We start from the raw sequence: 24877 nt of genomic DNA on the forward strand, positions 1-24877 counted from the left end.
TTGCAGCGGGTAGCGGGTACAATATGGGAGGGAGTTATACCATGGAACAAAAGAATTGGCATCAAATGGGGACAAGCGAGCTTGTCGACATGCTGTCCATCTCCCCTGAGAAGGGGCTGACCGCGTCCGAAGCGGCGCAGAGGCTGGAGGAGAACGGGCGCAATGAGCTGTCTGAGGGAAAACGCGTTTCTCCGATCATTCTATTTCTAAATCAATTCAAAGACTTTATGGTGCTTGTGTTAATGGGCGCAACGCTTATATCGGGGCTGCTCGGCGAGTACCTGGACGCTATTACGATTATCGCCATTATTGTCATTAATGCGGTTCTCGGATTTGTGCAGGAATTTCGGGCGGAACGTTMGCTGCGCGCGCTTAAGGAGTTATCTGCCCCGGCAGCCAAGGCGATGCGCGGAGGCGAATGGGTTACGATACCGGCTAAGGAGCTTGTCGTTGGCGATATCGTCAGTCTGGAGAGCGGGGACCGTATTCCGGCCGACCTGCGGTTGATCGAAGCAAACAGCTGTTATGCGGAGGAGTCGGCGCTCACCGGCGAATCGGTCCCTGTCGGCAAGCATGCCGGCGCGATCGATGACGATGAGCTGCCGCTGGGCGATCAGCGCAATATCGGCTTCATGGGCACGATGCTGACGCGCGGAACGGCCAAAGGCGTTGTCGTCCGAACGGGCATGAATACCGAAATGGGCAAAATCGCCGATTTGATCCAGCAGACGGAGTCGATGGAGACGCCGCTGCAGCATCGGCTGGAGCAGCTTGGGAAGCTGCTTATCATCGTCGCCATAGGGCTAACGATTATGGTTGTCGTTGCAGGCATTTTGCACGGTCAAGAGCCTTACGGCATGTTCCTTGCAGGCGTCAGTCTTGCAGTCGCAGCTATTCCTGAAGGACTGCCGGCCATCGTGACGATTGCGCTTGCTCTTGGCGTACAGCGGATGATAAAGCGAAAGGCGATCGTGCGCAAGCTGCCTTCCGTTGAGACGCTTGGCTGCGCCTCTGTCATCTGTTCCGATAAGACGGGTACGCTGACGCAAAATAAAATGACGGTTACGCATGTCTGGCTTGGAGGCCGCCAATTGGAAGTGAGCGGCGAAGGCTATGAGCCGGTCGGCAACATATACGAGGACGGCAAGGCGCTTGACGTGAAGCATGACCAGTCGGTCAAGCGGCTGCTGCAAGTTGGCGCGTTATGCAATAATGCGCAGGTTGTGAAGGTTGAGGCGGAGGAGACGAAGCGCCGCAAGAGCAAGGAGCCGCAGGAGGAATGGGTTCTGAAGGGCGATCCGACAGAAGGAGCGCTTGCCGTTCTTGCCGCGAAGCTAGGCTCATCGGCGAAATCGTTGGAAATGCTCTATAAAAGGGAGCAAGAGTTTCCGTTCGATTCCGAGCGCAAACGAATGTCTGTCGTTGTATCTCATCAGGGCGGCAGGCTTGTATGCACGAAAGGCGCGCCGGATATGCTGATGGAGCTGTGCAGCTACGTACTGTGGGACGGCAAGGTCGTGCCGTTCACGCAGACGCTGAAGCGCAAGTGCGCGGATGCGGGAGAAGTGATGGCGCAATCGGCGCTTCGCGTATTGGGCTTCGCTTACCGCGACCTGCGAACGACCGACAAGTGCGATTCGGAACAAGATGTCGAGAGCCAGCTCGTGTTCGTTGGTTTGACCGGCATGATCGATCCGCCTCGCCGCGAGGTGAAAGACGCGATTGCAACTTGCCGCCGCGCGGGCATCAAGACGGTTATGATTACAGGCGATCACCAATTGACGGCGGAAGCTATCGCCGGGCAGCTTGGCATTATGCCGCGCGGAGGTATCGCAATGAGCGGCAAGCAGCTTGAAGCGATGACTGACGAGCAGCTTGATCGACTCGTCGATAACACTTACGTCTATGCGCGAGTATCGCCTGAGCATAAGCTGCGTATTATTAAGTCGCTGCAGCGTCAAGGCCATGTCGTGGCGATGACCGGCGACGGAGTGAACGATGCTCCTGCAATCAAGGCGGCCGACATCGGCATTGCGATGGGCATAACGGGCACGGACGTATCGAAGGAAGCTTCGGCGCTCGTGCTGAGCGATGACAACTTCTCCACAATCGTAGCTGCTATCGAAGAGGGCAGGGGCATCTATGAGAACATTAGAAAGTTTATTCGTTACTTGCTCGCATCCAACGTTGGCGAAATACTCGTTATGTTCCTTGCGATGATGGCGGGTCTGCCGCTGCCGCTCGTGCCGATCCAAATCTTATGGGTCAACCTCGTAACCGACGGCCTGCCTGCCATGGCGCTTGGCGTCGATCAGGCCGAGAAGGATCTGATGCAGCATAAGCCGAGAACGTCCAAGGAAAGTATATTTGCCCGCAGGTTGGGCTGGAAGATCATAAGCAGGGGCATTCTGATTGGCGTCTGTACGCTGGGCGCTTTCTGGATTACGCTCAGGGAGGCGCCGGGAAGCGCCGACCACTTGATAAAGGCGCAGACAGTCGCATTCGCCACTCTCGTTATGGCCCAGCTCATTCACGTATTCGATTGCCGCAGCTCGCGCTCGATTTTCCACCGCAACCCGCTGCAAAACAAATATTTGGTGCTGGCCGTGCTCTCGTCGCTCATCCTTATGCTAGGCGTACTCTATATCGACGCGTTRCAGCCGATCTTTAAGACCGTTCCGCTTGGCTTCCGCGAATGGTGTCTCGTCTTCGTCGCGGCAGGCATTCCTACCTTCCTCATGGGTATCGGCAGCGTCATGGGCACGCGAAAAAACAAGTCGCAATCGAAGACGCCATTCCGTCCGCAAACGGCAGCCAGATAACGGAATAATGCAAATGATGATACAAATTATGAATAGCCTTTCTCCTTTCTTTACGGTATGCTAATAGCATTATTAATAGCTTATTAGACATACGTAAGGTTAAGGAGAGGGCTAATAGATGAACTTTACAAAGATGAACGGACTAGGAAATGACTTTATCGTTGTCGCAGGCGAGCAGCAGCTTCCAGGCAACGCTGCTGAACTTGCTGCCCAGCTATGCAACCGATTTTTCGGTGTCGGGGCAGACGGTCTCGTCTATATTTTGCCATCAGAAATCGCTGATTTCCGTATGCGCATCATTAATTCGGACGGCTCAGAGGCCGAGCAATGCGGCAATGCGATTCGTTGCGTCGCGAAGTACGTCTACGATAACGGTCTTACGAATAAAGAAGAGATTACGATCGAGACGCTGGGCGCAGGGGCACAGAAAGTGCAACTGACGGTTAGCGACGCTAAAGTGCAAAGCGTACGCGTCGATATGGGCGAGCCGATCCTGAATGGTCTGCAAGTGCCGACGACGGTAGACGCAGAGCGCGTTATCGAGCATCCGATCGAGGTTGACGGACGCGAATTCCGCTTTACTGCCGTATCGATGGGCAATCCGCATGCCGTGATCTACGTGGACGATGCGGTGAACTTCGATCTGAATACTTGGGGACCGAAGCTGGAAACGCATCCGATGTTCCCGCGCAAGATCAACGTGGAATTCGTTACGGTCAATTCGCGTACGCAAACCGATATGCGCGTATGGGAGCGCGGCGCAGGTCCAACGCTCGCTTGCGGAACAGGAGCATGTGCGACTGTCGTAGCGTCCGTGCTTAACGGAGCGACAGACCGCGAGGCAACCGTATCGCTTAAAGGCGGCGATCTGTTCATTGAATGGAATGAAGCGGACAATCACGTATATATGACAGGACCTGCTGCGGAAGTTTTCCGCGGGACGCTGTAGGCGTCCGCGCAGGATGGGTGAAAGAGAAAAGATGAAGCCGGATTTGCGACAAGCTCTGCAAGAGCGCATATTGACCGGAGACGGCGCGATGGGAACCTATCTGTATCAGATGGGGTTCCCTGTTGGCGTTTCTTACGAGGAATTCAATACGCTTAGACCTGATGTCATTGAACATGTTCACCGCAGTTATTATGAAGCGGGCGCAAGAGTGATTGAGACGAATACGTTCTCGGCCAATACCGAGAAGCTGTTGAAATACGGCCTTGAGGCAGAGATGGAAGCGATTAACCGCGCAGGTGTCCGAATCGCGCGTTCGGCCGTCGGAGCGGATGCGTATGTTGTCGGCGCTGTCGGCTCGATCCGCGACGGCAAGCTGAGAAACATGCGTACGGCGATCGTAAGCGAATCCTATGAACGCCAAATCCATGCTTTGCTTGAGGAGGGCGTGGACGGCCTCTTGTTCGAGACGTTCTACGATTTGGACGAGATGCTGCTTGCCCTGCGGATTGCAAGAAACGTGTCGAAGCTACCTATTATTTGTCAATTCGCAGTTGACGATATCGGCCGCACGCAAGACGGCATCGGCCTAAAGGATGCCTATGAGACGCTTCGCCAGGAAGGCGCAGACGTTGTTGGCCTTAATTGCCGAAGCGGCCCTAACGGGATAATGCGGGCGATTGATACGATAGACGGTCCGATCGGACTTCCTTTGTCCGTATTTCCGAATGCGGGCTTCCCGGATTATGTGGACGGCAAATATACGTACTCGGCAGGACCGCAGTACTTTGCCGAGACGGCGCTTCGCTTCGCGGACCGCGGCGCGCGTATTATCGGCGGCTGCTGCGGTACGACGCCGGAGCATATCGCCGCTATCGCGCAGGCGTTAGACGGCTATGTGCCGCAGAGCGGAAACGCTGCCCCGCTGCGTACGCCTGCGGCGCCGCAAACAGAAACGATCACACCGCGAACCGCTAACGATGGAGCGTCTCAAGAGCAGCCGGCTGATCAGTCGGCGGTTGAACGCGAGCCTTCGATCGTAGATCTCGTTAAGCAGCGGCATACGGTCATCGTGGAGCTTGATCCTCCGCGCGATCTAGACATTCGCAAGTTCATGGACGGTGCGGCGGCGCTTAAGGCGGCGTCCGCGGACGCCGTTACGATGGCGGACAACTCGCTTGCGGTTACGCGAATGAGCAACATCGCATTGGCCGCGCTCGTTCAAGAGCGGGTCGGCATCCGTCCGCTCGTTCATATTGCCTGCCGAGACCGCAATCTGATCGGCACGCAGTCGCATATGATGGGACTTGATGCGCTGGACATCGACCATGTGCTCGCCGTAACGGGCGATCCGGCACGCTTCGGCGATCTGCCTGACTCCAGCTCGGTGTATGACTTAACATCGTTCGAGATGATTCGAATGATTAAACAGCTTAACGACGGAACGGCATTCAGCGGCAAGCCGCTGAAGCAGAAGGCGAAGTTCGTGGTCGGAGCGGCGTTCAATCCGAACGTCAAGCACTTGGACAAAGCGGTTCAGCGACTTGAAAGGAAGATTGCTTCCGGCGCCGACTATATCATGACGCAGCCTGTTTATGATCCCGATCTGATCGTGAAGGTTGCGGAAGCGACGAAACAACTGTCCGTGCCGGTATTCATCGGCATCATGCCACTGGCCAGCGGACGGAACGCCGAATATTTGCATAACGAAGTGCCGGGCATTCAACTGTCGGACGAGGTGCGGCAACGGATGGCTGGGCTCGAAGGCGAGGCAGGCCGCGCGGAGGGCGTTAAGATCGCAAAGGAGCTGCTTGATTGCGCTTTGCCTCATTTTAACGGCATTTACTTGATTACTCCGTTCATGTTCTACGACATGGCGGTTCAATTGACGGAATATGTATGGCGCAAAACAGAGAAACAATGAGCACCATTGCCTAAGAGAGAGCGAATATGAGCATTTTGTGCTCTTTTCGCTTTTTCCCTTGTTCGTAAGCGGAAAATCAATTAGAATATAATAAAGTTTGGATACCGTTGCCATGCTCCTTCCAATTCAGACAAGCACGAACCTGTGCCCCAGCACGAAGCGGGCAGCAACCGTATCACGTATGCTCCGAGGTTTTTTCGTCAACAATAGTGCAGTAGTTCTGTCGGTATTTGGCAAGAACGCAAACTTCGTCGTATTCACATTATTAATAATAGAAGTTTATTAGAGGCAGAAGCATAAGGATTAGTGGGGGCGAAGGGGGAACCTGGGTTGGCTATAAAGCTTATTAATATCGGGTTTGGCAACATTGTATCGGCAAATCGCATTATTTCGATCGTAAGCCCGGAATCGGCGCCTATTAAGCGGATCATCCAAGAAGCGCGCGACCGTCACATGCTTATCGATGCGACATATGGACGCCGGACGCGTGCCGTTATTATTACGGACAGCGACCATGTCATTTTATCGGCTGTACAACCGGAGACGGTGGCACACCGGTTATCCACCAAGGATGACGATAACGACGAATAGTACGGGGAGTATTAAGAATATGGGATTGCTAATTGTTTTATCCGGACCTGCCGGTGTCGGCAAAGGAACGGTGTGTACGGCTCTTCGGAGCAAGATGCCGGATATCGTCTACTCTGTGTCAGCTACTACGAGGCAGCCGAGACAGGGAGAGGTTGACGGCGTCAACTACTTCTTCAAATCGAAAGAGCAGTTCCAGGACATGATCGCGCGCGACGCGTTGCTTGAACATGCCGAGTATGTAGGCAACTACTACGGAACGCCAAGAGACTTTGTCGAACGCACGCTTGCGAGCGGCAAGGACATTATTCTGGAGATTGAAGTGCAAGGCGCCCTTAAGGTGAAGGAGAAGTTCCCGCAAGGGATATTTATTTTCCTAATGCCTCCTTCCATGGAGGAATTGAAGCAGCGTATTACGGGCCGAGGCACGGAATCGCAGGATACGATTAATCATCGGATGAACGTTGCAGTGGAAGAGATGAACCTGCTTCGCCATTATGATTATGCAGTCGTGAACGATCAGATCGACTCGGCTTGCCATCGTATTCAGAGCATTGTTGTCGCTGAGCATTGCCGCAGTGAGAGGGTTATGCCTTACCTAGCGGAAGCGCAAGCGGCTATTGAGAAAGCATGAGTGAGGAGAATGAATAATGTTATATCCGTCCATTGACGAAATGGTTAAGAAGGTAGACAGCAAGTACACGCTGGTCGTTGCGGCTTCCAGACGCGCACGCATGCTTCGCAACGGTGAGAAATCCGAGCTTCGCAACCCGCGTTCCCGCAAATATGTTGGCGTAGCGCTTGAAGAAATTTATAACGATATTTTAATAGTGGAATCCAACGTCACCAAAGACGAGCAATAAGGCACGGAATATGGAGGCTGTCCGGTGGTCATTGACCTTCGGACAGCTTCTTTGTATTTTCATAGAGTCGGCGCGTAATAAAGAGGGCAGGAGGAAAAACGAATGTACACAGAGTTGGAGCAGTATAAAGCTTTATCGCAGCCTATTGTATGGGGAGCGGTAGAAAATTGTTTTACGCTGGATATGGAGATAGATGAATCGCTTGTAAGCAACATTAGCATCATACCGACAGTCGGTGAGCATTACGCGGTCATTCAGCTTGAGGATGGACGGTGGGAGCTCGCGGGGGGGACGCTTGAGCCCGGCGAGCATTATCAGGATGCGCTTGTGCGCGAAGTGCGGGAGGAGCTTGGAGCCGAGCTGAAGTCGTATACGCGGTTTGGCTGCTTCAAATGCCGATCTTCGGCTGCCCAGCCGTATCGGCCGCATATTCCGCATCCTAGCTTTATTAGGCTTGTCGGCTATGGCGAGGTGGAGCTTGTCGGCAAGCCGCTGAACCCGCCGGATGGGGAACAGATTTCCGTCGTCGACGTCGTAGATATTGATGAAGCCGTACGGCGTTTCGAGGAGATCGGTAGACATGATATCGCCGAACTTTACTTGCTGACGCATCAATTAAGGCAGGCGGAAAGACGTCTGTAATCGGCCAAAAAAAGATGAAAGCGCAGTTAGATTTTAAATCGGCATATGGTATGATAGGGAAAATAGGTGTCAGGAGGCGAAGCAAATGGAAAAGCTGCGTTACCCGATTGGCAGATATGTGTACGAAGGTATGACGACGAAGCAGAAGGATCAATGGATTTCCGATATGGAAAAATTGCCCGGTCAGCTTAGAGAGGCTTTATCCGGATTGTCCGAGGAAGGGCTTGATACCGCTTATCGAAGCGGAGGCTGGACAGCCCGTCAAGTCGCACATCATCTTGCAGACGCCACAATGAACTCTTTCTCCCGCTTCAAGCTTGCCTTGACGGAGAAAAATCCGACCATTAAGCCATTCGACGAAGAGCAGTGGGCGGAAACAGCTGATAGCTTGAACGCATCGCCGGATATTAGCCTGGCAATCGTCGAAGGCATTTATGCGCGCTGGGTGCTGCTGCTTCGTTCAATGGAGCGTTCCGATTACGATAAACAGTTTTATCATCCCGGGGAAGGTAAGCAGATCGGTCTTGCTTATTTCCTAGGTTTCGTAGCTTGGCATGGCAAGCATCATGTAGCGCATATCAATATAGCGAAAGAACGGACGAATGGGCAGTGACAGGAGACATAAGCATGCTAAGAGGAAAATCTATTATTCTTGGAATTACCGGCGGAATCGCCGCTTATAAGGGAGCAGCGCTATGCAGCAAGCTTGTGCAGGCCGGCGCTAACGTTCGCGTCATCATGACGGAGTCCGCGACGAAGTTCATTACGCCGCTAACGTTGCAAACGCTGTCGCGAAATCCTGTATATATCGATACGTTCGATGAGCGCGACCCGGCTGTCGTCTCGCATATCGACCTAGCCGATCATGCCGATCTTATTATTATTGCTCCAGCGACCGCGAATGCGATTGCCAAGCTTGCCGGAGGGCAAGGAGACGATATGCTGAGCACGACGCTGCTCGCCGCGACGTGTCCGATCGTTGTTGCTCCGGCCATGAATGTGCATATGTATGAGCATCCGGCCGTTGTTGCGAATATGGAGCTGCTTGCCTCGCGAGGCGTTATGTTCGTCGAGCCTGGCACCGGGCAGCTCGCTTGCGGTTATGTCGCGAAGGGGCGTCTTGCCGAGCCCGAAGATATTGTGGCAGCGGTTGAAGATTGGCTCTCCAGCGGGAGCCTGCTTGCCGGCAAGCGGGTCATCGTGACGGCTGGCGGAACGATGGAGCGACTTGATCCCGTTCGTTACTTGACGAATGATTCCTCCGGCAAGATGGGCTTCGCTATTGCAGAGGCTGCCCTGCTGATGGGCGCGGACGTGACGCTCATTGCGGGCAGAACGTCTGCCGCCCCGCCTGCGGGTGTTAAGCTCGTTAGAGTAGAATCAGCTGAGCAGATGCTGGCTGCCGTTACTGCGGAATACGACGAGGCTGATATTGTCGTGAAGGCGGCGGCTGTGGCCGACTATCGACCGGTCGTTGTCAGCGGACAGAAGATTAAGAAAAACGGTGACCGGCTCACGCTTGAGCTGGAGAGGACAACCGATATTTTGCAGAAGTTAGGCGAGAGGAAGCGGCATCAATTTCTTGTTGGCTTTGCTGCCGAGACGGAGCAGCTGGACCATTATGCAATGGACAAGCTGCAACGCAAAAACTGTGATCTGATCGTAGCGAACGATGTGAGCGAGAGCGGAGCGGGCTTCAACGGAGAGACGAACATCGTTAAGCTGTTCGATGCCGGAGGGCTCGTGGAATCGTTGCCGTTGCAATCGAAACGGTCGATCGCCCGCAGGCTTCTAGAGGTTGTCGCGGAACGGTTGCCGCGCAGCAGCGGGGGAATGAAGTCATGATTGCCAAAGTGATCGTAGACGTGCCGAGCCGCCAGACGGATCGGCCGTTTGACTATTTGGTCCCATTCGAGATGGAGACGTGGATCGAGGTCGGCAGCAGAGTCGGCGTGCCGTTCGGCGGACGCGTGCTGCAAGGCTTCGTTGTTGGACTTGCCGGTGAGGCGGATATTGATCCGAAACGTCTTAAAGCCGTGTCTGAGCTGCTTGATCCGATGCCGCCGCTGCTGCCTGATCTAGTAGAGCTCGCGAAGTGGCTTAGCGATAAATACTGCTGCTCATGGACGACTGCTCTGCAAGCGATGGTACCGGGAGCCCTGAAGGGGAAAGCCGAACGTGTAATCGAGCTAGGGGAGACTTCCGAGGAAGACGAGCAGGAGCTTCCGGATGAATTGGTGGACTGGCTGAACTCGCAAGGAGGCGCAGCGAAGCTTGATTCGCTGCTCGCGCTGTTCCCTCACTATGCGAAGGAAGTGAAGAACGGACTTCGAGCTGGCGAGCTCATCGAGCACGCCTCAATTAAAGATCGGTTATCTATTAAGAAAGTGTTAACCGTCTTCCTCGGCACAGCGGGAGAGGCGGCCATTAGGGCCGCAGCAGAGGAACTGCCCGCAAGAGCGGCGAAGCAGCGCGATATGCTGCTTTATATGCTCAGTCATGGCAAGCCGCTCCAACTGCAGGCGTTAATCGCGGCGACCGGAGGTTCGGCATCGACTGTTCGGGCACTGGGGGGCAAAGGGTTGCTCGAGCTTCAAGAGGTTGAGCAGCAGCGCGATCCATATGCCGGCCGCGAGTTCGAGCGCACGAAGCCGTTGCCGCTCATGCCGGGGCAGCAAGCGGTGTTCGAGCGTATTGTTCGCTCGGTACAATCGGGCGAGCCGGATACGATGCTGCTGCACGGCGTAACGGGCAGCGGCAAGACCGAGGTCTACCTGCAATCGATTCAATATTGCTTGGAGCTCGGCAAGCAAGCGATCGTGCTCGTGCCGGAGATATCCTTGACCCCGCAGATGGTGGAGCGGTTCAAGGGACGCTTCGGCGATGCGGTAGCCGTTATGCACAGCCGGCTGTCGAATGGCGAGCGGTACGATGAATGGCGCAAAATCCGCAGCCGCCAAGTGCAGGTCGCCATCGGCGCACGATCGGCGATCTTCGCTCCCTTCGAGTCGATCGGTCTTATCATTATCGACGAAGAGCATGAATCCTCCTACAAACAGGAGGAGAGTCCGAAATACCACGCGCGCGATGTTGCGGTGCGCAGGGCGAGGCAGCATGGCGCAGCCGTTGTGCTTGGTTCGGCTACGCCTTCGATCGAGTCTTTCGCGGCAGCGAACCGTTCTGCGCAGCTATCGGGTACAACTGGCGGCCGGGAGCCGGCGCTGCTGCCGATGCCGGAGCGGGTAGGCGGACGTCCGCTTCCGCCGGTTGAGGTCATCGACATGCGCGAGGAGCTTCGCGAAGGCAATCGCTCGATGTTCAGCCGCAAGCTGCACGAGCTGCTGACCGATCGTCTAGAGAAGGGCGAGCAATCGGTGCTGCTGCTTAATCGGAGGGGCTATTCGACCTTCGTTATGTGCCGCTCCTGCGGGTACACCGCGCAATGTCCGCATTGCGATATTTCTCTTACATATCATCAGAAGACGCGCGTCATGCGCTGCCATTATTGCGGCCATGCCGAACAAGCGCCTGCCAATTGTCCTTCTTGCGAGAGCGAGCATATTCGCTACTTTGGAACAGGCACGCAACGGGTCGAGGAGGAGCTTGCCAAGCTGTTCCCCGGCATACGCGTAATTCGGATGGACGTGGATACGACGACCGAGAAAAATGCCCACGAGAAGTTGCTTAAGCAGTTCGGCGAGCGCAAAGCCGATGTGCTCCTAGGCACGCAAATGGTAGCCAAAGGGCTGGATTTTCCATACGTTACACTAGTGGGCGTTATCGCGGCCGATACGTCGCTTAACTTGCCTGACTTTCGCGCGGCTGAGAGGACGTTCCAGCTGCTTACACAGGTGGCGGGACGCGCGGGGCGGCATCATTTGCCCGGGGAGGTCGTCATTCAGACGTATTCGCCTGAGCACTATGCAGTTACAACCGCTCAGCACCACGATTATGCTGCGTTCATCACTGAGGAACTGCGCCATCGCGGTGCAATGGGATATCCGCCTTATTGCCGCTTGATCCTCATAACGATGTCGCATGAGCAGCTTACGCTGCTTTCCTCGGTAGGCGAACAATTCGCTTCGCGCCTGCGCGATCTGGCGGAAGAGCAGGGCATTCTCGTTCCGCTCAGCAGCGGCTTGCCGAGAGCTTTCGACGTGCTTGGACCGGTCGCATCGCCAATCTCTAGAATGAAAGATCGCTACCGTTTTCAATGTGTGATAAAATATCGTGGTAGCATTGACGCTTCCGCGCTTATTAAGGAGGCGCTCGCACCGTTTAGCGACGGTCCGCCCCAGCGTCAGGTGCAATTCAGCGTCGATGTGGATCCGCAAGTTATTTTATAAACATAAGCATGTTCAAGATTTACGTCCATACCATATAGACGTTATATTCTCACTATTAACATGAGTAAAGGAAGGGAATACCATGAGTATCCGTATCATTGTGAAGGACCCAGATCCTGTATTGCGGGAAGAGGCAAAGGAAGTAACGAAGTTTAATCCGAACTTGAAAAAATTGCTCAAGGATATGGCGGAGACGATGTACGATGCGGAGGGCGTTGGCCTTGCTGCGCCGCAGATCGGCATTTCGAAGCGCGTTATCGTTGTAGACATAGGCGATGAGACAGGTCTGATCGAGATGGTTAACCCAGTAATCGTCGAGCAAGAGGGCGAACAGCTTGGACCTGAGGGCTGTCTAAGTATCCCGAACTTGAACGGCGAGGTTATGCGCGCGGATCGCATTGTCGTGAAAGGGCAAAACTCCGACGGCGAGTACTTTACGGTAGAAGCCAGCGGCTACTTGTCACGCGCCTTCCAGCATGAGGTCGATCATCTGAACGGCATTTTGTTCACCGATCTTGCCGAGAGCATTTACGACATTTCGGAGAGACCAAGAAAAGGCGGCGAATAGATTCATGCGTATTGTATTCATGGGAACGCCTGAGTTTGCCGTTCCCTCCTTGAAGCTTCTGCTGGAGCAGAACTACGAGGTTGTTGCTGTCGTATCGCAGCCAGACCGGCCGAAGGGCCGCAAAAAAACGCCTACGCCGCCGCCTGTGAAGGAAGCGGCGTTGTCGCTTGGACTGCCTGTGCTGCAGCCGGAGAGGATGCGCAGCGCAGAAGCGGCAGCTGCGATTGCCGAGCTGGCGCCTGATCTGATCGTTACGGCAGCTTATGGGCAAATACTGCCGAAGGCCGTGCTCGATGTTCCGCGTCTCGGCTGCATTAACGTGCACGGCTCGCTGCTTCCGAAATACCGCGGAGGAGCGCCGATTCAGCGTTCGATCATTAACGGCGAGGACAAAACCGGCGTTACGATCATGTATATGGCTGAAGGGCTGGACACCGGCGATATGATCAGCTCGGTAGAGGTAGCTATCCAAGAACATGACACTTCGGGTACTTTATTCGAGAAGCTAAGCGCGGCAGGAGCAGAGCTGCTGGGCAGAACGCTGCCTTCCATCGTGGACGGTACGGCAGTTGCCGTACCGCAAAATAACGAAGAAGCGACCTACGCCCCCAATTTGACCCGCGACGACGAACGTATAGATTGGAGCAAATCAGCTCGAGCGATATACAATCAAGTGCGCGGACTTTCGCCGATGGCGGGGGCTTTCACTTATTTGGGCGGTGAGGTGTTCAAAGTTTGGTCTTGCTCTCCTGCAGCGAACGGGGACAAGGCTGGAGCAACGCCGGGAACGATTATTCGTACCGATAATACGGGAATTACCGTTCAGACGGGACAAGGCCAGCTGCTGCTTACTAACATCCAGCCAGCAGGCAAGAAGGCGATGGCTGCCGCAGAGTGGCTGAAGGGAGCCCGCATCGAAGCTGGCAGCAGCTTTGATGACGGAGGTGCGCAATGACCGGTGCAAAGAACGGCAAGCCCCAAGGCAGACGGCAAAGTGGCGGCCATTCGCCTCGGAAGGCTCCGCAAGGAGCGGCTGTCTCTTCATCAGCGGCTCCGCAGACGCAATCCCGCAAGGCGAAGTCGCCCCGTGAATTGGCGATGGACGTTCTCGTCAAAGTAGCCGAGACCGGCGCATACAGCAATCTGCAGCTTAATCGTACGCTGCAGGATGCGAAGCTGGAACGCGCTGACGCAGGACTTGTTACCGAGCTTGTCTACGGCACGATCCAGCGTCAGCTGACGCTCGATTATTGGCTCGATAAGTTCGTAGCCAAAGGAGTAAGTAAGCTGCAGCCTTGGGTGCATCAGCTGCTTCGCCTGAGCGCTTATCAGCTTCTCTATCTAGACCGGATTCCGCCGCATGCAGCGGTGAACGAAGCGGTTACGATTGCGAAGAAACGCGGACATATGGGGATCTCCGGCATGGTGAACGGCGTCTTAAGAAGCATGGATCGCGGCAAAAGCGACCTAACGCCTGACCATATTAAGCATGATGATCCGGCTGTGCAGCTGTCGCTTCGCCATTCGTACCCGGAATGGCTCGTTAGACGGTGGCTGGCTTCATACGGCGCAGAGACGACGGAAGCCATATGTGCGGCAGGCAATGAACAGCCGCATTCCAGCATACGCGTCAATACGCTTCGGTCTACCCGCGAAGCGGCGCTTGAACTGCTGCGCGAGAGCGGTTACGACGCCGAAGCGTCCAAGCTTGCTCCGTCCGGCATTAACGTGGGCAAGGGCGGCAATCTGGCCGATACGATCGAATTCCGTGACGGATTATGGTCGGTGCAGGACGAGAGCTCCATGCTCGTCGCCGAAGTTGTTGCTCCAGAAGCGGGCATGAAGGTGCTCGATTGCTGCGCGGCGCCGGGAGGCAAGAGCACGCATCTTGCGGAGCTTATGGGCGGCAAAGGCAAAGTATGGGCGAATGATCTGCACGAACACAAGCGTGAGCTGATCGTATCGCAGACGGAGCGCCTGAAGCTGCGCAACGTCGAAGCGATTACGGAGGATGCAACAAAGCTGTCCGAACGGTTCGCACCGGGGTCGATGGATGCGGTGCTGCTGGACGCGCCTTGCTCCGGGTTCGGCGTCATTCGAAGAAAGCCGGAGATCCGGTGGACGAAGACGGCGGGAGATGTTGCAGAGATTGCAGCGGTGCAGCATCGGCTGCTCGATGCGGTATGCGGGCTTGTACGCATAGGCGGCGTATTCGTCTATAGTACGTGCACGATGGAGGCGGAAGAGAACGAGGAGCAGGTTGCGGCATTTTTGCAGCGTCATCCTGAATTCAAGCTCGATGCGGCCGGCTGGAATGAAGCTATCGTGGACAGCCTGCGGGAGGCGCGAGCAATCCGCGAAGATTTTGACGGGCAGGCACAGCTTCTTCCGCATCATTTTGGCAGTGACGGATTTTTCATTGCGAGGATGATTCGGCGCGCTTAGGACGATTATGGCTGAATATGGGCGTTTGTGGTAAAATAAATCGATGGCGGCTCGCAATAGTTCGAAGCCGCCCTACTTTAAGGTACAGGTGTGATGAGATGAAACCGTTCATTTATGACTATACGCTCGAGCAGCTTCAAGAATGGGTGAAGGAAAATGGTGAGCCTGCGTTCCGCGCGGGACAACTGTTTGACTGGCTCTACGTGAAGCGGGTCAAGAGCTTCGAAGATATGACCAACTTGCCGAAGCAGCTTCGCGATAAGCTGGAGGATCAATTCCAATTCGTGACGCTGACGGAGATTACGAAGTTCGAATCGAAGGACGGCACCGTTAAGTTTCTGTTCGGCCTTCATGACAACCATGCAATCGAGACTGTAATTATGAGACATAATTACGGCAACAGCGTATGTGTAACGACACAGGTTGGCTGCCGTATCGGCTGTACGTTCTGCGCATCTACGCTCGGCGGACTGAAGCGCAATCTGACTGCAGGCGAGATTATCGCACAGGTTGTTACTGCGCAGCAGATGCTCGACGCAACAGGAGACCGCGTATCCAGTATCGTTATTATGGGCTCTGGCGAGCCGTTCGAGAATTATGAAGCAACGATGACGTTCCTTCGTAATATGATTCATGAGAAGGGGCTCAATATTGGCCAACGCCATATTACCGTCTCCACGAGCGGTATCGTGCCTAGCATGTACAAGTTCGCGGACGAGAACACGCAGATCAATCTGGCGCTCTCGATCCACGCGCCGAACGATACGCTTCGCTCGAAGCTGATGCCGGTTAACCGCCGCTTCCCGTTCGAGGACGTAATGGCCGCTTGCCATTACTATATTGCGAAGACGGGACGCCGGATTACGTTCGAATACGCTTTGATCGGCGGCGTCAACGATCGTCCTGAGCATGCGCAAGAGCTGGCAGACGTGCTTCAAGGCATGTTGTGTCACGTCAATCTAATTCCGGTCAACCATGTGCCGGAGCGCAATTACGTGCGGACACCGCGTGAGGATATATTCGAATTCCAACGCATCTTGGAGCGCAATAAGATTAACGCGACGATCCGCAGAGAGCAAGGCCATGATATAGCGGCCGCATGCGGCCAATTAAGAGCCAAACATATGGAGTCCCAAGCGAGGTAGGTGAAGATCGATTGTTGACTGCAAATCGCAGCGATATTGGACGAGTTCGGCAAGTTAATGAAGATTATTCATGGGTGAGCCAATTCAATAACGGAGTTACGCTTGCCATTGTGGCCGACGGCATGGGAGGACACAAAGCGGGCGACGTTGCCAGTCAGAAGGCGGTTGACGCCTTCCGCAGCACGGTCGAGCATGGCGCAGCCAAACCCGATCTATCGCTGCAGGAGGGCAAGATGCTTATTCGACAGGCGATTTCGTCTGCGAACGAGGCTGTCTATGACTTGGCCTCCCGAAACGAGCAATATTCCAATATGGGCACGACGATCGTAGCGGCGCTTGTAAAGAGCGACAATGCGATCATCGGCTATGTCGGCGACAGCCGGGCCTATAAGATTGCCGAAGGTGACATTACGCAATTGACGGTCGATCATACGCTTGTCAATGAGTTGGTCAAGTCGGGACAGCTAAGCGCCGAGGAAGCGGCTCATCATCCGCGCCGCAACGTGCTGACGCGCGCAGTGGGAACGGATTCCCATGTAGATATTGATATTCAAACGGTTGATTTGTTGCAAGGTGACGTATTGCTGCTATGCAGCGACGGTCTCACGAATATGGTTACCGATCAGCAGATGCTGGAGACAGTAATGAATGAGCATTTAGAGCTGGACGCGAAGGCGGAGCATCTCATTTCGCTGGCGCTGCATGCAGGTGGAGACGACAATATTACGATTGTTCTTCTACAGGATGCGGCTGGCGCGAATCGAGAGGAGCGAGTTGGATGATCGGACATGATCTAGGCGGACGCTATGAGATACTGACTAGAATCGGCGGCGGCGGCATGGCGCTCGTATATAAGGCGCATGACGTGCTTCTGAACCGCAAGGTGGCCGTTAAAGTGCTGCGGCAGCAGTTCGTGCACGACGAAGAGTTTATTCGCCGTTTTCGCCGCGAGGCGCAATCGGCTGCGGCTTTGTCTCATCCGAACGTCGTAAGCATCTATGATGTAGGGCAAGAGGACGATACGCATTACATCGTCATGGAATACGTGGAAGGCAATAATCTGAACGAAGTCATTCAAGAGCGAGCGCCGCTGCAAGCTGATGAAGCGGTGCGCATTGCCATGCAAATTTGTGATGCGCTTGATCACGCTCACCAGAACCATATTATTCATCGCGATATTAAGCCTCATAACATATTGATCGGCAAGAACGGCCGCGTTAAGGTAACCGATTTTGGTATTGCCCGTGCAGTAACCTCCTCTACGATTACGCAGACGGGTTCGGTTATCGGCTCCGTCCACTATTTCTCTCCGGAGCATGCCAAGGGCATCAATACCGGCGAGAAATCGGATATCTATTCGCTGGGTATCGTTCTGTACCAGATGCTGACGGCAAGACTTCCGTTTCTTGGGGAAAGCCCGATTAGCGTAGCTCTTAAGCATCTTCAGGACAACTTCGAGGAGCCGCGCGTGGCTAACCCGCATATTCCGCAAAGCGTGGAGAATATCATCCTCAAGGCTATGCGCAAAAACCAAAGCGAGCGTTATAGCTCGGCTCGCGAAATGCTGCTCGATCTGGATACATGCTTGCGCCCGGATCGGCTTAAAGAGAAGAAAATTACGTTTAACAGCGACAGCGATATGGAAGAAACGAGAGTCATGCCCGCGATTCGCGACATGCAGGTGTCGAAGCCGATTGGGGGCAGCGAGCGGTCGGAGCAATCCGCCGCGGCAGCAAATGCGAATACGGATACGCAATGGAACGAGAAGGGCTTATCGGCCAAAGAGAAGGGCTGGAAGAAGCCGGTTACGATTGTTGGCGTAACGCTCGTCGTGCTGGCGCTCATTATCTGGGGCTTCATAGCGCTGCTCGGCCGACTTGACGTTCCAGAGGTTAAAGTACCTTATGTTGTAGACAAATCATTCGAGGTCGCCAAGGCGGAGATCGAAGCGGCTGGTCTGAGGGTGCAAGATCCGGTTACTCGGGAGTTCAAGAAGGACATTCCGAAGGATCAAGTATTCCAGCAGTCGAAGGCGAATATGTTTGTCAAGGAAGGTTCCCTTATCGAGCTGTGGGTTAGTGACGGGCCTGAGATGGAGAAACTGGATAATTACGTTGACAAGCTGCTTCAGGACGCCAAGGACGCGCTTGCTGCGCTTGGTGTTGAGGAGGGTCAGATCAAGACCGATCCTGTGTTCAGCGAAGAACCCGAGGGTACGATTCTGAAGCAAACACCGGAAGCCGGCACGGACTTCGATTCGGAGCAAGTGGAGATCACGTTCATGGTCAGCAAAGGCAAGGAGGAGGTTTCGATGCCGAATCTTATCGATCGATCGCTAGATGAAGCGAAGGACCTGTTGAAAGCGAGCGAGCTCGTTCTAAACAATGATGACATCCTCTATGAGCCGAGCTATCTGCATCAGAAAGGCTATGTCATTAGCCAAGGGCCATATCAGCCGAATGAGAAGGTTGGCAAAGGTGAAAAAATTACGATTACCGTAAGCTCCGGATCGCCGGCTGATGCGAAGGAGCATAAGTTCAATTTCATTATCTCGCCTGCTGAAGCGGGCAAGACGAGCCAAATACGAATCATGTATTCCGACGCGCGCGGCGAGGATTTGGAATGGGACAAACCGCGGCAAATTGACAGCACGCGGACATTCGCGGTAACGGTTGTCGTCGCGCCGGATACCGAAGCGAGAGTAACGATCATCCGCGATAATCAATTCGTCGAGACGATGACGATTACGTATGATGAAGTTGCGGGAGGGTCAACCTCATCGAACGTGACGATTCCGGGCAACGAGGCGCCTCCATCCGAGGAGCCGACCCAAGCGGAGGTAGGCGAAGGCAATGAGCAGCCAAAGCAAGAAGAACAACAACAGCAAGAGCAGCAAGACCAACAATAACAATAGTAATGGCACAGATAAGCTGAGAGGCACGATCGTCAAAGCGCTTAGCGGATACTATTATGTTCGCGCGGAGGGTGTCTCCACCGATACAGCGCCGGTCCAATGCCGTGCGCGCGGCATATTCAAGAAGCGGGGAATATCCCCGCTTGTTGGAGACGAGGTGCTTTACAGCATGACGGATAACGGCGAAGGAACGGTTGAGGAAGTGATGCCTCGCAGCACGGAGCTCATTAGGCCCCCGGTAGCTAATATCGATCTTGCCATTCTCGTGTTCTCAGTGACGGAGCCGGCGCTTAACTTGCAGCTTCTGGATAAATTTCTAGTCCATATCGAGCATGCGGGCATCGAGCCCGTTCTATGCTTAAGCAAGCAAGATCTTGAAAATGACGGTATGGAGACGGAGGAGGCGCAGCTTGCGGCCTCCTCCGTTAACCGTATTTACCGTTCTATCGGTTATGAGGTGTTTGGTACAAGCTCGCGCAAGGGCGAAGGCATCGAAGCGCTGCATGAACGTCTTAAAGGCCACTTGGCCGTCTTCGCAGGTCAATCAGGCGTCGGGAAGTCGTCGTTGCTGAACGCAATCGTACCTGGGCTTACGCTCGAGACAAATGAGATCAGCAACAGACTTGGCCGCGGCAAGCATACGACACGTCATGTTGAGCTGATCGCGATTGGCGGAGGTTATGTCGCGGATACGCCGGGCTTCAGCCAGCTTGACTTTGCTGAGCTGGGTATTGAGGATTTAAGCTACTGTTTCGTAGAGATGCGTCATCTTGCTTCCGACTGCAAGTTCCGCGGCTGCACGCATCTGCATGAGCCGGGCTGTGCGGTGCTTGCCGCGGTGGATAAAGGCGAGATCGAGCGGAGCAGATATGACAACTATGTATTGTTCATGAATGAAATGAACGACAAGAAACGGAGGTACTAACCTATTATGACTATTATTGCGCCTTCTATATTGTCGGCCAACTTCGCCAAGCTTGGCGATGAGATTAAGGATGCGGAGAGAGCAGGGGCGGATTGGATTCACGTGGACGTCATGGACGGACATTTCGTTCCGAACCTAACCTTTGGCCCGCCGGTTATTGCCGCGGTTCGCAGCGCAACGAAGCTGCCTTTCGACGTTCATCTCATGATTGAGCGTCCTGAGCTGTCGTTATCCGATTATATTGCCGCAGGTGCGGATCGAATTACCGTACATGCGGAAGCGTGCGTTCATCTTCACCGTACGGTTCACTTTATTAAAGAAAAAGGATTGCCGGTTGGCGTTGCCCTTAATCCGGCTACGCCGGTGTCCGTACTTACGCCGATTCTACAGGATCTCGATCTGGTGCTGATTATGACAGTGAATCCGGGCTTTGGCGGTCAATCGTTCATTCCGTATTCGCTCGTCAAGCTGCGCCAGCTGCGAGCCGCTCTGAATGAGCGCGGTTTGGACGGGGTGCATGTTCAAGTTGACGGGGGCGTTAATCGCGAGACGGCTCCGCTTATCCGTGAAGCAGGCGCCAACGTGCTTGTGGCGGGTAATGCGGTGTTCGCCGAGAACGATCGCGCTGCGGCGATTGCGGCTCTTAGATAGGGGATGTAACGATGAGCGATAGATTCAAGTCGATTGTATGGATGATTCTTTATTCGTTCGCGGCTGGGGCACTGCTGGCTGCTTTCAGTTTTACACCCGGATTTATGAAATACTTGTTCTCGCTCTTGGCCTTATATATCGGCATCCGCTTCTTTCGCAAGTACGATAGCATCGGCCTGCGAATCGCTTTCTTCGTTGTTGCGATCCTTTTTTATCTCGTTGTCGCGATCATCGTCTCAATCGTTACGTATATGCGCGATAATCCGGATTTGATAAACAACGTATAACAGCCCTTTCAGAGCACGCTCACGATGGAATAGGACAGACCAGGGACGCATAGGATGGTTACATAAGCGTATGTTCTGGTCACGGTACAATTCGATGAGCGTGTCTGAGGAGGGATGAGGCATGAAATTTTACACGATCAAACTGCCGAAATTTTTGGGCGGTTTCGTAAAGGCGATATTGAATACCTTCCAAAAAAGCTGATAGTGTTCCTGGCTGCCGCCTTACGACCGCGATCGCGTAAAGGGATAACAAAAAGCACCTGAGGTCTCAGGTGCTTTTATCTATGGCCAAAGCCATGATTATACGCGTGTAACTTTGCCGGATTTCAGTGCGCGAGCACTAACATAAACACGTTTCGGTTTACCATCAACAAGGATGCGAACCTTTTGAACGTTTACGCCCCAAGTACGACGCGTTTTGTTGTTGGCGTGGGATACGTTGTTCCCTTTGCCCGGTGCTTTACCTGTAAGAAAACATTTGCGGGACATGACTACACCTCCTTCAAGATTTGCGTATGCAAAAACTTAAGTTCGTTAGCGGATATTCATTAGAACGCATTTGAACACACTTGAACATCGTATCATAAACTAAGTTTCTGTTCAACCCAATTCTAAAGGATCCAGCGTGTAAAATATAATGAATAATTAAGCATTTTGCTTGATTATGACCGTATTTGGCGTGTACACTTCTATAAAGACGCTGTTTATAGTACAATGATACATAGTCCATAATACTTACAGTAAGGGAGTGTAGTTCTATGCCTCTGCAGCTTAGCACCGAGCTTGGTTCCATTCACGTTACAGATCACTGCATTGCCGTTATTGCTGGCTCCGCAGCTTTGGATTGTTATGGACTTGTCGGAATGGCTTCGAGAAAGCAACTGAAGGACGGTATCGCCGAGCTATTGGGAAGAGACAATTATACGCGCGGGGTAGAAGTGCGGCGGGAGCAAGAGAAGCTGCATATCGATCTTCATATTGTCGTGAGCTACGGCACTAAGATTTCCGAAGTTGCCCATAATATTCAATCAAAAGTGAAATATGTACTTAACAATGTATTCGATCTACAAGTGGAACAAGTCCATATATTTGTTCAAGACGTGAGGGTATCCAGGTAGCGGAAGGGGAATTTTCTTTGAGTAAGCGCTTTATTAACGGATCTGATTTTGCCGCAATGGCACTGCTAGGTGCAGAATATTTACAGCGTAACGCCGAACATGTTAACGCTTTGAATGTGTTTCCTGTGCCGGATGGCGATACGGGAACCAACATGAATTTAACGATGACCTCCGGTATTCGCGAGCTGCGCAGTAAACCGTCCGCAGGGGTGGGCAAAGCGGCAGAAGCTCTTTCGAAAGGGCTGCTCATGGGCGCGCGCGGCAATTCCGGCGTTATTCTATCGCAGCTGTTCCGCGGCTTCTCGAAGTCGCTGAGCGGGGTGGAAGAAGCGGGAGTGCTCCAGCTTGCGAACGCGCTTCAGCACGGTGTAGACATGGCCTATAAGGCGGTTGTTAAGCCGGTCGAAGGAACAATACTTACGGTTGCCAGAGAAGCAGCCAAACATGCGGTTCAGTATGCGCGCAGAACGAATGATGTTGCCGATCTGATGCGTGAAGTGCACGCGAAGGCGCATGAAGCGTTGCAGCGCACGCCTGATCTGCTGCCTGTCCTGAAGCAGGTCGGCGTAGTCGATTCCGGCGGGCAAGGGCTCGTATTTATTTATGAAGGCTTCGTGCATAGCTTGAACGCTGGTTCTGGAAACGCAGAGCAAGAAGGCTACACATTGCCTTCTGAAGCCGCGCCTCCTGAGGAAGTGGCCGTTCCCGGCTCAGCGCCAAGCATTMGCAAGCAGGAGCCAAGCTCTGCGCAAGCGAGACTGTCGACGGAAGCCATTGAGTTTTTATACGACATGGAATTTTTTATCAATCGCAAGCTGATCGGCAATAAAGCGGCGTTTTTTGATGAATCCGCTTACAAACGTGCGCTCGAGAAGGACGGAGACTCCATTCTCGTCATTACGGACGACGACATTATCAAAGTGCATGTTCATTCGCGCAAGCCTGGCGATGTGCTTAACTTATCTCTGCCTTACGGCGAGTTGACCGATATTCATATCTTAAACATGAGAGAGCAGCACCGCGAGCTGCTGGAGCAGGAGCATGAAACATCCAATTATGCGACTGCAAGCTTAGCTGCAGCGGAATTGCTGGCGGGGCAAGTGCCGGATGCGGCGGTAGCGCCTGGACAAGTATACGAACGCGCTCCTTACGGCATCATCGCAGTAGCTCTTGGCGACGGCATTGCCGACATTTTCCTCGAAAATGATGTGGATACCGTATTGTCCGGCGGACAAACGATGAATCCGAGCACGGAAGATTTCGTGAAGGCAATCGAGGCGCTCTCCGCTGAGCATATTTATTTGCTTCCGAATAACGGCAATATCATTCTTGCCGCTGAACAAGCTGCCGAGCTTAGCGAACGCAGTGTGACGGTTATTGCTACACGTACGATTCCTCAGGGGCTGGCGGCTGTGCTTGCCTTCAAAGAGGATGAATCGATGGAGCGCAATACGGACTGGATGCGGAATGCGGCTGAACAGGTCGTTTCCGGCCAAGTAACGAAGGCCGTTCGGGATACGACGATCGAAGGGGTCTCGATTCGCGAAGGCGAATATATCGGCATTAAGGAGAAGACGATTGTTGTTTCTGATCCGGCTGTGCTGGGCGCGTGCCAGTCGCTGCTAGCCAGCATGCTGGCGGACGGCGGCGATCTCGTAACCGTGCTTACAGGCGAGGATGCCGACCCGAGCGTAACCGCGGCATTGTGCGAATGGATTGCCGAGCAGTACCCAGAGCTTGAGACCGAGGTGCAAGAAGGCGGTCAGCCTCTTTACCCTTATTTGTTCGCCGTTGAATAATTGGCAATCGTTATTATGTCCGGGAGGGGATTCCTATGGGGAAGGTTCGAATTGTAACGGATAGTACCGCTGATATTCCGCTCGAGGTAAGAGAGAAGCTGGGTATTTCGATGGTGCCGCTCAAGGTTCTGTTCGGGGAAGAAACGTATTTGGACGGCGTGACGATCCAGAACGAGGAGTTMTACGCGAAGCTGACCTCATCGTCCGTTCTGCCGACGACCTCGCAGCCGTCGCCGAACGAGTTCTCCGAGATGTACGAGCAATTGCTCGCCGAGGATCCGGAAGGGCCGATTATTTCGTTGCACTTATCGGCAGCGCTGAGCGGAACGTATCAATCGGCGGTTATTGCGCAGTCGATGCTGGAGGACGCCGGCGATATTACGATCATTGATTCCAAGTCGGCTTCGTACGGCTTCGGCATGCGTGCTATTCGGGCGGCCGAGATGGCGCTGGCCGGTGAATCGAAGGATGTCATCCTGGCCGAGCTGCAGCGTCTCGAAGGCGAGATGCAAATTTATTTTTTGGTGGATTCGCTTGAATATTTGCAGAAGGGCGGACGGATCGGCAAAGCTTCGGCACTTATAGGTTCGATTCTTAATATTAAGCCGATTCTGTCGCTGGACCCGGACGGAACGGTCTATCCTGTCGATAAGGTGCGCGGAACGAAAAAAGCGATGGCGCGCGTGCTTGAGATGTTGAAGCAGCGCTTCGACGCGCAGGAGCCTGTGTCGATGACGATTGCGTGGTCTTCAGGTCATGATACAGCTATGGAGCTGTGTGAATACTTGAAGGGCCATTTCAATATTCAGCATATAGGCTTCACGACAATCGGAGCGGTTATCGGAACGCATACGGGACCGGGGTTATCGGCCGTATTTATGTACAAGGTGTGAG

24 protein-coding genes are annotated in these 24877 nt (G+C 53.8%); 23 read left to right on the forward strand and 1 reads right to left on the reverse strand.

Annotated features, from left to right (window positions below; translation table 11 throughout):
- Positions 1-41: 41 nt before the first annotated feature.
- From AC1DF0_RS26790 to spoVM, 20 genes are all read left to right on the forward strand, one after another.
- The gene (locus AC1DF0_RS26790; RefSeq protein WP_477576352.1) at positions 42-2822 is read left to right on the forward strand and encodes a calcium-translocating P-type ATPase, SERCA-type; all 2781 of its coding nucleotides are present in this window, start codon (positions 42-44) and stop codon (positions 2820-2822) included.
- Positions 2823-2940: 118 nt separating this feature from the next.
- Positions 2941-3771 (forward strand): diaminopimelate epimerase, encoded by an 831-nt coding sequence (gene dapF / locus AC1DF0_RS26795; RefSeq protein WP_442051585.1) that lies wholly within the window; start codon positions 2941-2943, stop codon positions 3769-3771.
- Positions 3772-3802: 31 nt separating this feature from the next.
- The gene (locus AC1DF0_RS26800; RefSeq protein WP_442051619.1) at positions 3803-5692 is read left to right on the forward strand and encodes a bifunctional homocysteine S-methyltransferase/methylenetetrahydrofolate reductase; all 1890 of its coding nucleotides are present in this window, start codon (positions 3803-3805) and stop codon (positions 5690-5692) included.
- 330 nt (positions 5693-6022) lie between these two features.
- Positions 6023-6283, forward strand: a complete 261-nt coding sequence (gene remA / locus AC1DF0_RS26805) for an extracellular matrix/biofilm regulator RemA (protein WP_005548256.1) — start codon at positions 6023-6025, stop codon at positions 6281-6283.
- A 19-nt stretch (positions 6284-6302) separates the two neighbouring features.
- Positions 6303-6914, forward strand: a complete 612-nt coding sequence (gene gmk, locus AC1DF0_RS26810; RefSeq protein ID WP_442051586.1) for a guanylate kinase — start codon at positions 6303-6305, stop codon at positions 6912-6914.
- A gap of 16 nt (positions 6915-6930) precedes the next feature.
- Positions 6931-7143, forward strand: coding sequence for a DNA-directed RNA polymerase subunit omega (gene rpoZ / locus AC1DF0_RS26815; protein ID WP_442051587.1), 213 nt, complete (start codon positions 6931-6933; stop codon positions 7141-7143).
- Positions 7144-7245: 102 nt separating this feature from the next.
- Positions 7246-7785, forward strand: a complete 540-nt coding sequence (locus tag AC1DF0_RS26820; protein WP_477576355.1) for an NUDIX hydrolase — start codon at positions 7246-7248, stop codon at positions 7783-7785.
- An 85-nt stretch (positions 7786-7870) separates the two neighbouring features.
- The gene (locus tag AC1DF0_RS26825; RefSeq protein ID WP_475820482.1) at positions 7871-8398 is read left to right on the forward strand and encodes a YfiT family bacillithiol transferase; all 528 of its coding nucleotides are present in this window, start codon (positions 7871-7873) and stop codon (positions 8396-8398) included.
- A 14-nt stretch (positions 8399-8412) separates the two neighbouring features.
- Positions 8413-9630, forward strand: a complete 1218-nt coding sequence (coaBC, locus tag AC1DF0_RS26830) for a bifunctional phosphopantothenoylcysteine decarboxylase/phosphopantothenate--cysteine ligase CoaBC (RefSeq protein ID WP_477576358.1) — start codon at positions 8413-8415, stop codon at positions 9628-9630.
- Complete coding sequence (gene priA, locus AC1DF0_RS26835; RefSeq protein WP_477576360.1) at positions 9627-12131, forward strand: primosomal protein N'; 2505 nt, start codon at positions 9627-9629, stop codon at positions 12129-12131. The genes coaBC and priA overlap by 4 nt, the downstream gene beginning before the upstream one ends.
- 82 nt (positions 12132-12213) lie before the next feature.
- The gene (def, locus tag AC1DF0_RS26840; protein ID WP_442051592.1) at positions 12214-12699 is read left to right on the forward strand and encodes a peptide deformylase; all 486 of its coding nucleotides are present in this window, start codon (positions 12214-12216) and stop codon (positions 12697-12699) included.
- A 4-nt stretch (positions 12700-12703) separates the two neighbouring features.
- Positions 12704-13654 carry a methionyl-tRNA formyltransferase gene (gene fmt / locus AC1DF0_RS26845; protein WP_477576362.1) on the forward strand — a complete coding sequence of 317 codons (951 nt, stop codon included), beginning with the start codon at positions 12704-12706 and terminating at the stop codon, positions 13652-13654.
- Positions 13651-15144, forward strand: coding sequence for a 16S rRNA (cytosine(967)-C(5))-methyltransferase RsmB (gene rsmB / locus AC1DF0_RS26850; RefSeq protein WP_477576364.1), 1494 nt, complete (start codon positions 13651-13653; stop codon positions 15142-15144). Before fmt ends, rsmB begins: the two co-directional genes overlap by 4 nt.
- A 98-nt stretch (positions 15145-15242) precedes the next feature.
- Complete coding sequence (gene rlmN / locus AC1DF0_RS26855; RefSeq protein ID WP_442051595.1) at positions 15243-16289, forward strand: dual-specificity RNA methyltransferase RlmN; 1047 nt, start codon at positions 15243-15245, stop codon at positions 16287-16289.
- A gap of 11 nt (positions 16290-16300) precedes the next feature.
- Complete coding sequence (locus AC1DF0_RS26860) at positions 16301-17071, forward strand: Stp1/IreP family PP2C-type Ser/Thr phosphatase (protein ID WP_442051596.1); 771 nt, start codon at positions 16301-16303, stop codon at positions 17069-17071.
- Positions 17068-19197: a Stk1 family PASTA domain-containing Ser/Thr kinase gene (gene pknB, locus AC1DF0_RS26865; protein ID WP_477576367.1), complete on the forward strand. Its 2130-nt coding sequence runs from the start codon at positions 17068-17070 to the stop codon at positions 19195-19197. The genes AC1DF0_RS26860 and pknB overlap by 4 nt, the downstream gene beginning before the upstream one ends.
- Positions 19142-20128, forward strand: coding sequence for a ribosome small subunit-dependent GTPase A (gene rsgA / locus AC1DF0_RS26870; protein ID WP_442051598.1), 987 nt, complete (start codon positions 19142-19144; stop codon positions 20126-20128). The genes pknB and rsgA overlap by 56 nt, the downstream gene beginning before the upstream one ends.
- 6 nt (positions 20129-20134) lie before the next feature.
- On the forward strand, positions 20135-20779 hold the full coding sequence (rpe, locus tag AC1DF0_RS26875; RefSeq protein ID WP_442051599.1) for a ribulose-phosphate 3-epimerase: 645 nt from the start codon (positions 20135-20137) through the stop codon (positions 20777-20779).
- Between the two features lie 11 nt (positions 20780-20790).
- On the forward strand, positions 20791-21066 hold the full coding sequence (locus AC1DF0_RS26880) for a hypothetical protein (RefSeq protein WP_442051600.1): 276 nt from the start codon (positions 20791-20793) through the stop codon (positions 21064-21066).
- A gap of 121 nt (positions 21067-21187) precedes the next feature.
- Positions 21188-21268, forward strand: coding sequence for a stage V sporulation protein SpoVM (gene spoVM, locus AC1DF0_RS26885; RefSeq protein ID WP_040711006.1), 81 nt, complete (start codon positions 21188-21190; stop codon positions 21266-21268).
- 98 nt (positions 21269-21366) lie between these two features.
- Here spoVM and rpmB read toward each other — a convergent pair whose 3' ends face one another.
- On the reverse strand, positions 21367-21555 hold the full coding sequence (gene rpmB / locus AC1DF0_RS26890; protein WP_337098770.1) for a 50S ribosomal protein L28: 189 nt from the start codon (positions 21553-21555) through the stop codon (positions 21367-21369).
- Positions 21556-21824: 269 nt separating this feature from the next.
- Here rpmB and AC1DF0_RS26895 point away from each other — a divergent pair, with 269 nt between their 5' ends.
- Genes AC1DF0_RS26895 through AC1DF0_RS26905 form a run of 3 tightly spaced genes read left to right on the forward strand, consistent with a single transcriptional unit; the run spans position 21825 to position 24876 of the window.
- Positions 21825-22184 (forward strand): Asp23/Gls24 family envelope stress response protein, encoded by a 360-nt coding sequence (locus tag AC1DF0_RS26895; RefSeq protein WP_337098771.1) that lies wholly within the window; start codon positions 21825-21827, stop codon positions 22182-22184.
- Positions 22185-22240: 56 nt separating this feature from the next.
- A complete protein-coding gene (locus AC1DF0_RS26900) occupies positions 22241-23983 on the forward strand; it encodes a DAK2 domain-containing protein (RefSeq protein ID WP_477576431.1) in 1743 nt (580 codons plus the stop codon).
- Positions 23984-24018: 35 nt separating this feature from the next.
- Positions 24019-24876: a DegV family protein gene (locus tag AC1DF0_RS26905; protein WP_477576371.1), complete on the forward strand. Its 858-nt coding sequence runs from the start codon at positions 24019-24021 to the stop codon at positions 24874-24876.
- Position 24877 lies beyond the last annotated feature (1 nt).

It is taken from the genome of Paenibacillus sp. 05T425 (assembly GCF_056396205.1).

Coding starts and splice junctions, on each gene's coding strand:
- def (WP_442051592.1), top strand. CDS start 12,214: ATGAGTATCCGTATCATTGTGAAGGACCCAGATCCTGTATTGCGGGAA.
- rpe (WP_442051599.1), top strand. CDS start 20,135: ATGACTATTATTGCGCCTTCTATATTGTCGGCCAACTTCGCCAAGCTT.
- AC1DF0_RS26825 (WP_475820482.1), top strand. CDS start 7,871: ATGGAAAAGCTGCGTTACCCGATTGGCAGATATGTGTACGAAGGTATG.
- rsmB (WP_477576364.1), top strand. CDS start 13,651: ATGACCGGTGCAAAGAACGGCAAGCCCCAAGGCAGACGGCAAAGTGGC.
- AC1DF0_RS26800 (WP_442051619.1), top strand. CDS start 3,803: ATGAAGCCGGATTTGCGACAAGCTCTGCAAGAGCGCATATTGACCGGA.
- spoVM (WP_040711006.1), top strand. CDS start 21,188: ATGAAATTTTACACGATCAAACTGCCGAAATTTTTGGGCGGTTTCGTA.
- gmk (WP_442051586.1), top strand. CDS start 6,303: ATGGGATTGCTAATTGTTTTATCCGGACCTGCCGGTGTCGGCAAAGGA.
- fmt (WP_477576362.1), top strand. CDS start 12,704: ATGCGTATTGTATTCATGGGAACGCCTGAGTTTGCCGTTCCCTCCTTG.
- rsgA (WP_442051598.1), top strand. CDS start 19,142: ATGAGCAGCCAAAGCAAGAAGAACAACAACAGCAAGAGCAGCAAGACC.
- dapF (WP_442051585.1), top strand. CDS start 2,941: ATGAACTTTACAAAGATGAACGGACTAGGAAATGACTTTATCGTTGTC.
- AC1DF0_RS26820 (WP_477576355.1), top strand. CDS start 7,246: ATGTACACAGAGTTGGAGCAGTATAAAGCTTTATCGCAGCCTATTGTA.
- coaBC (WP_477576358.1), top strand. CDS start 8,413: ATGCTAAGAGGAAAATCTATTATTCTTGGAATTACCGGCGGAATCGCC.
- rpoZ (WP_442051587.1), top strand. CDS start 6,931: ATGTTATATCCGTCCATTGACGAAATGGTTAAGAAGGTAGACAGCAAG.
- AC1DF0_RS26880 (WP_442051600.1), top strand. CDS start 20,791: ATGAGCGATAGATTCAAGTCGATTGTATGGATGATTCTTTATTCGTTC.
- rpmB (WP_337098770.1), bottom strand. CDS start 21,555: ATGTCCCGCAAATGTTTTCTTACAGGTAAAGCACCGGGCAAAGGGAAC.
- pknB (WP_477576367.1), top strand. CDS start 17,068: ATGATCGGACATGATCTAGGCGGACGCTATGAGATACTGACTAGAATC.
- rlmN (WP_442051595.1), top strand. CDS start 15,243: ATGAAACCGTTCATTTATGACTATACGCTCGAGCAGCTTCAAGAATGG.
- AC1DF0_RS26895 (WP_337098771.1), top strand. CDS start 21,825: ATGCCTCTGCAGCTTAGCACCGAGCTTGGTTCCATTCACGTTACAGAT.
- priA (WP_477576360.1), top strand. CDS start 9,627: ATGATTGCCAAAGTGATCGTAGACGTGCCGAGCCGCCAGACGGATCGG.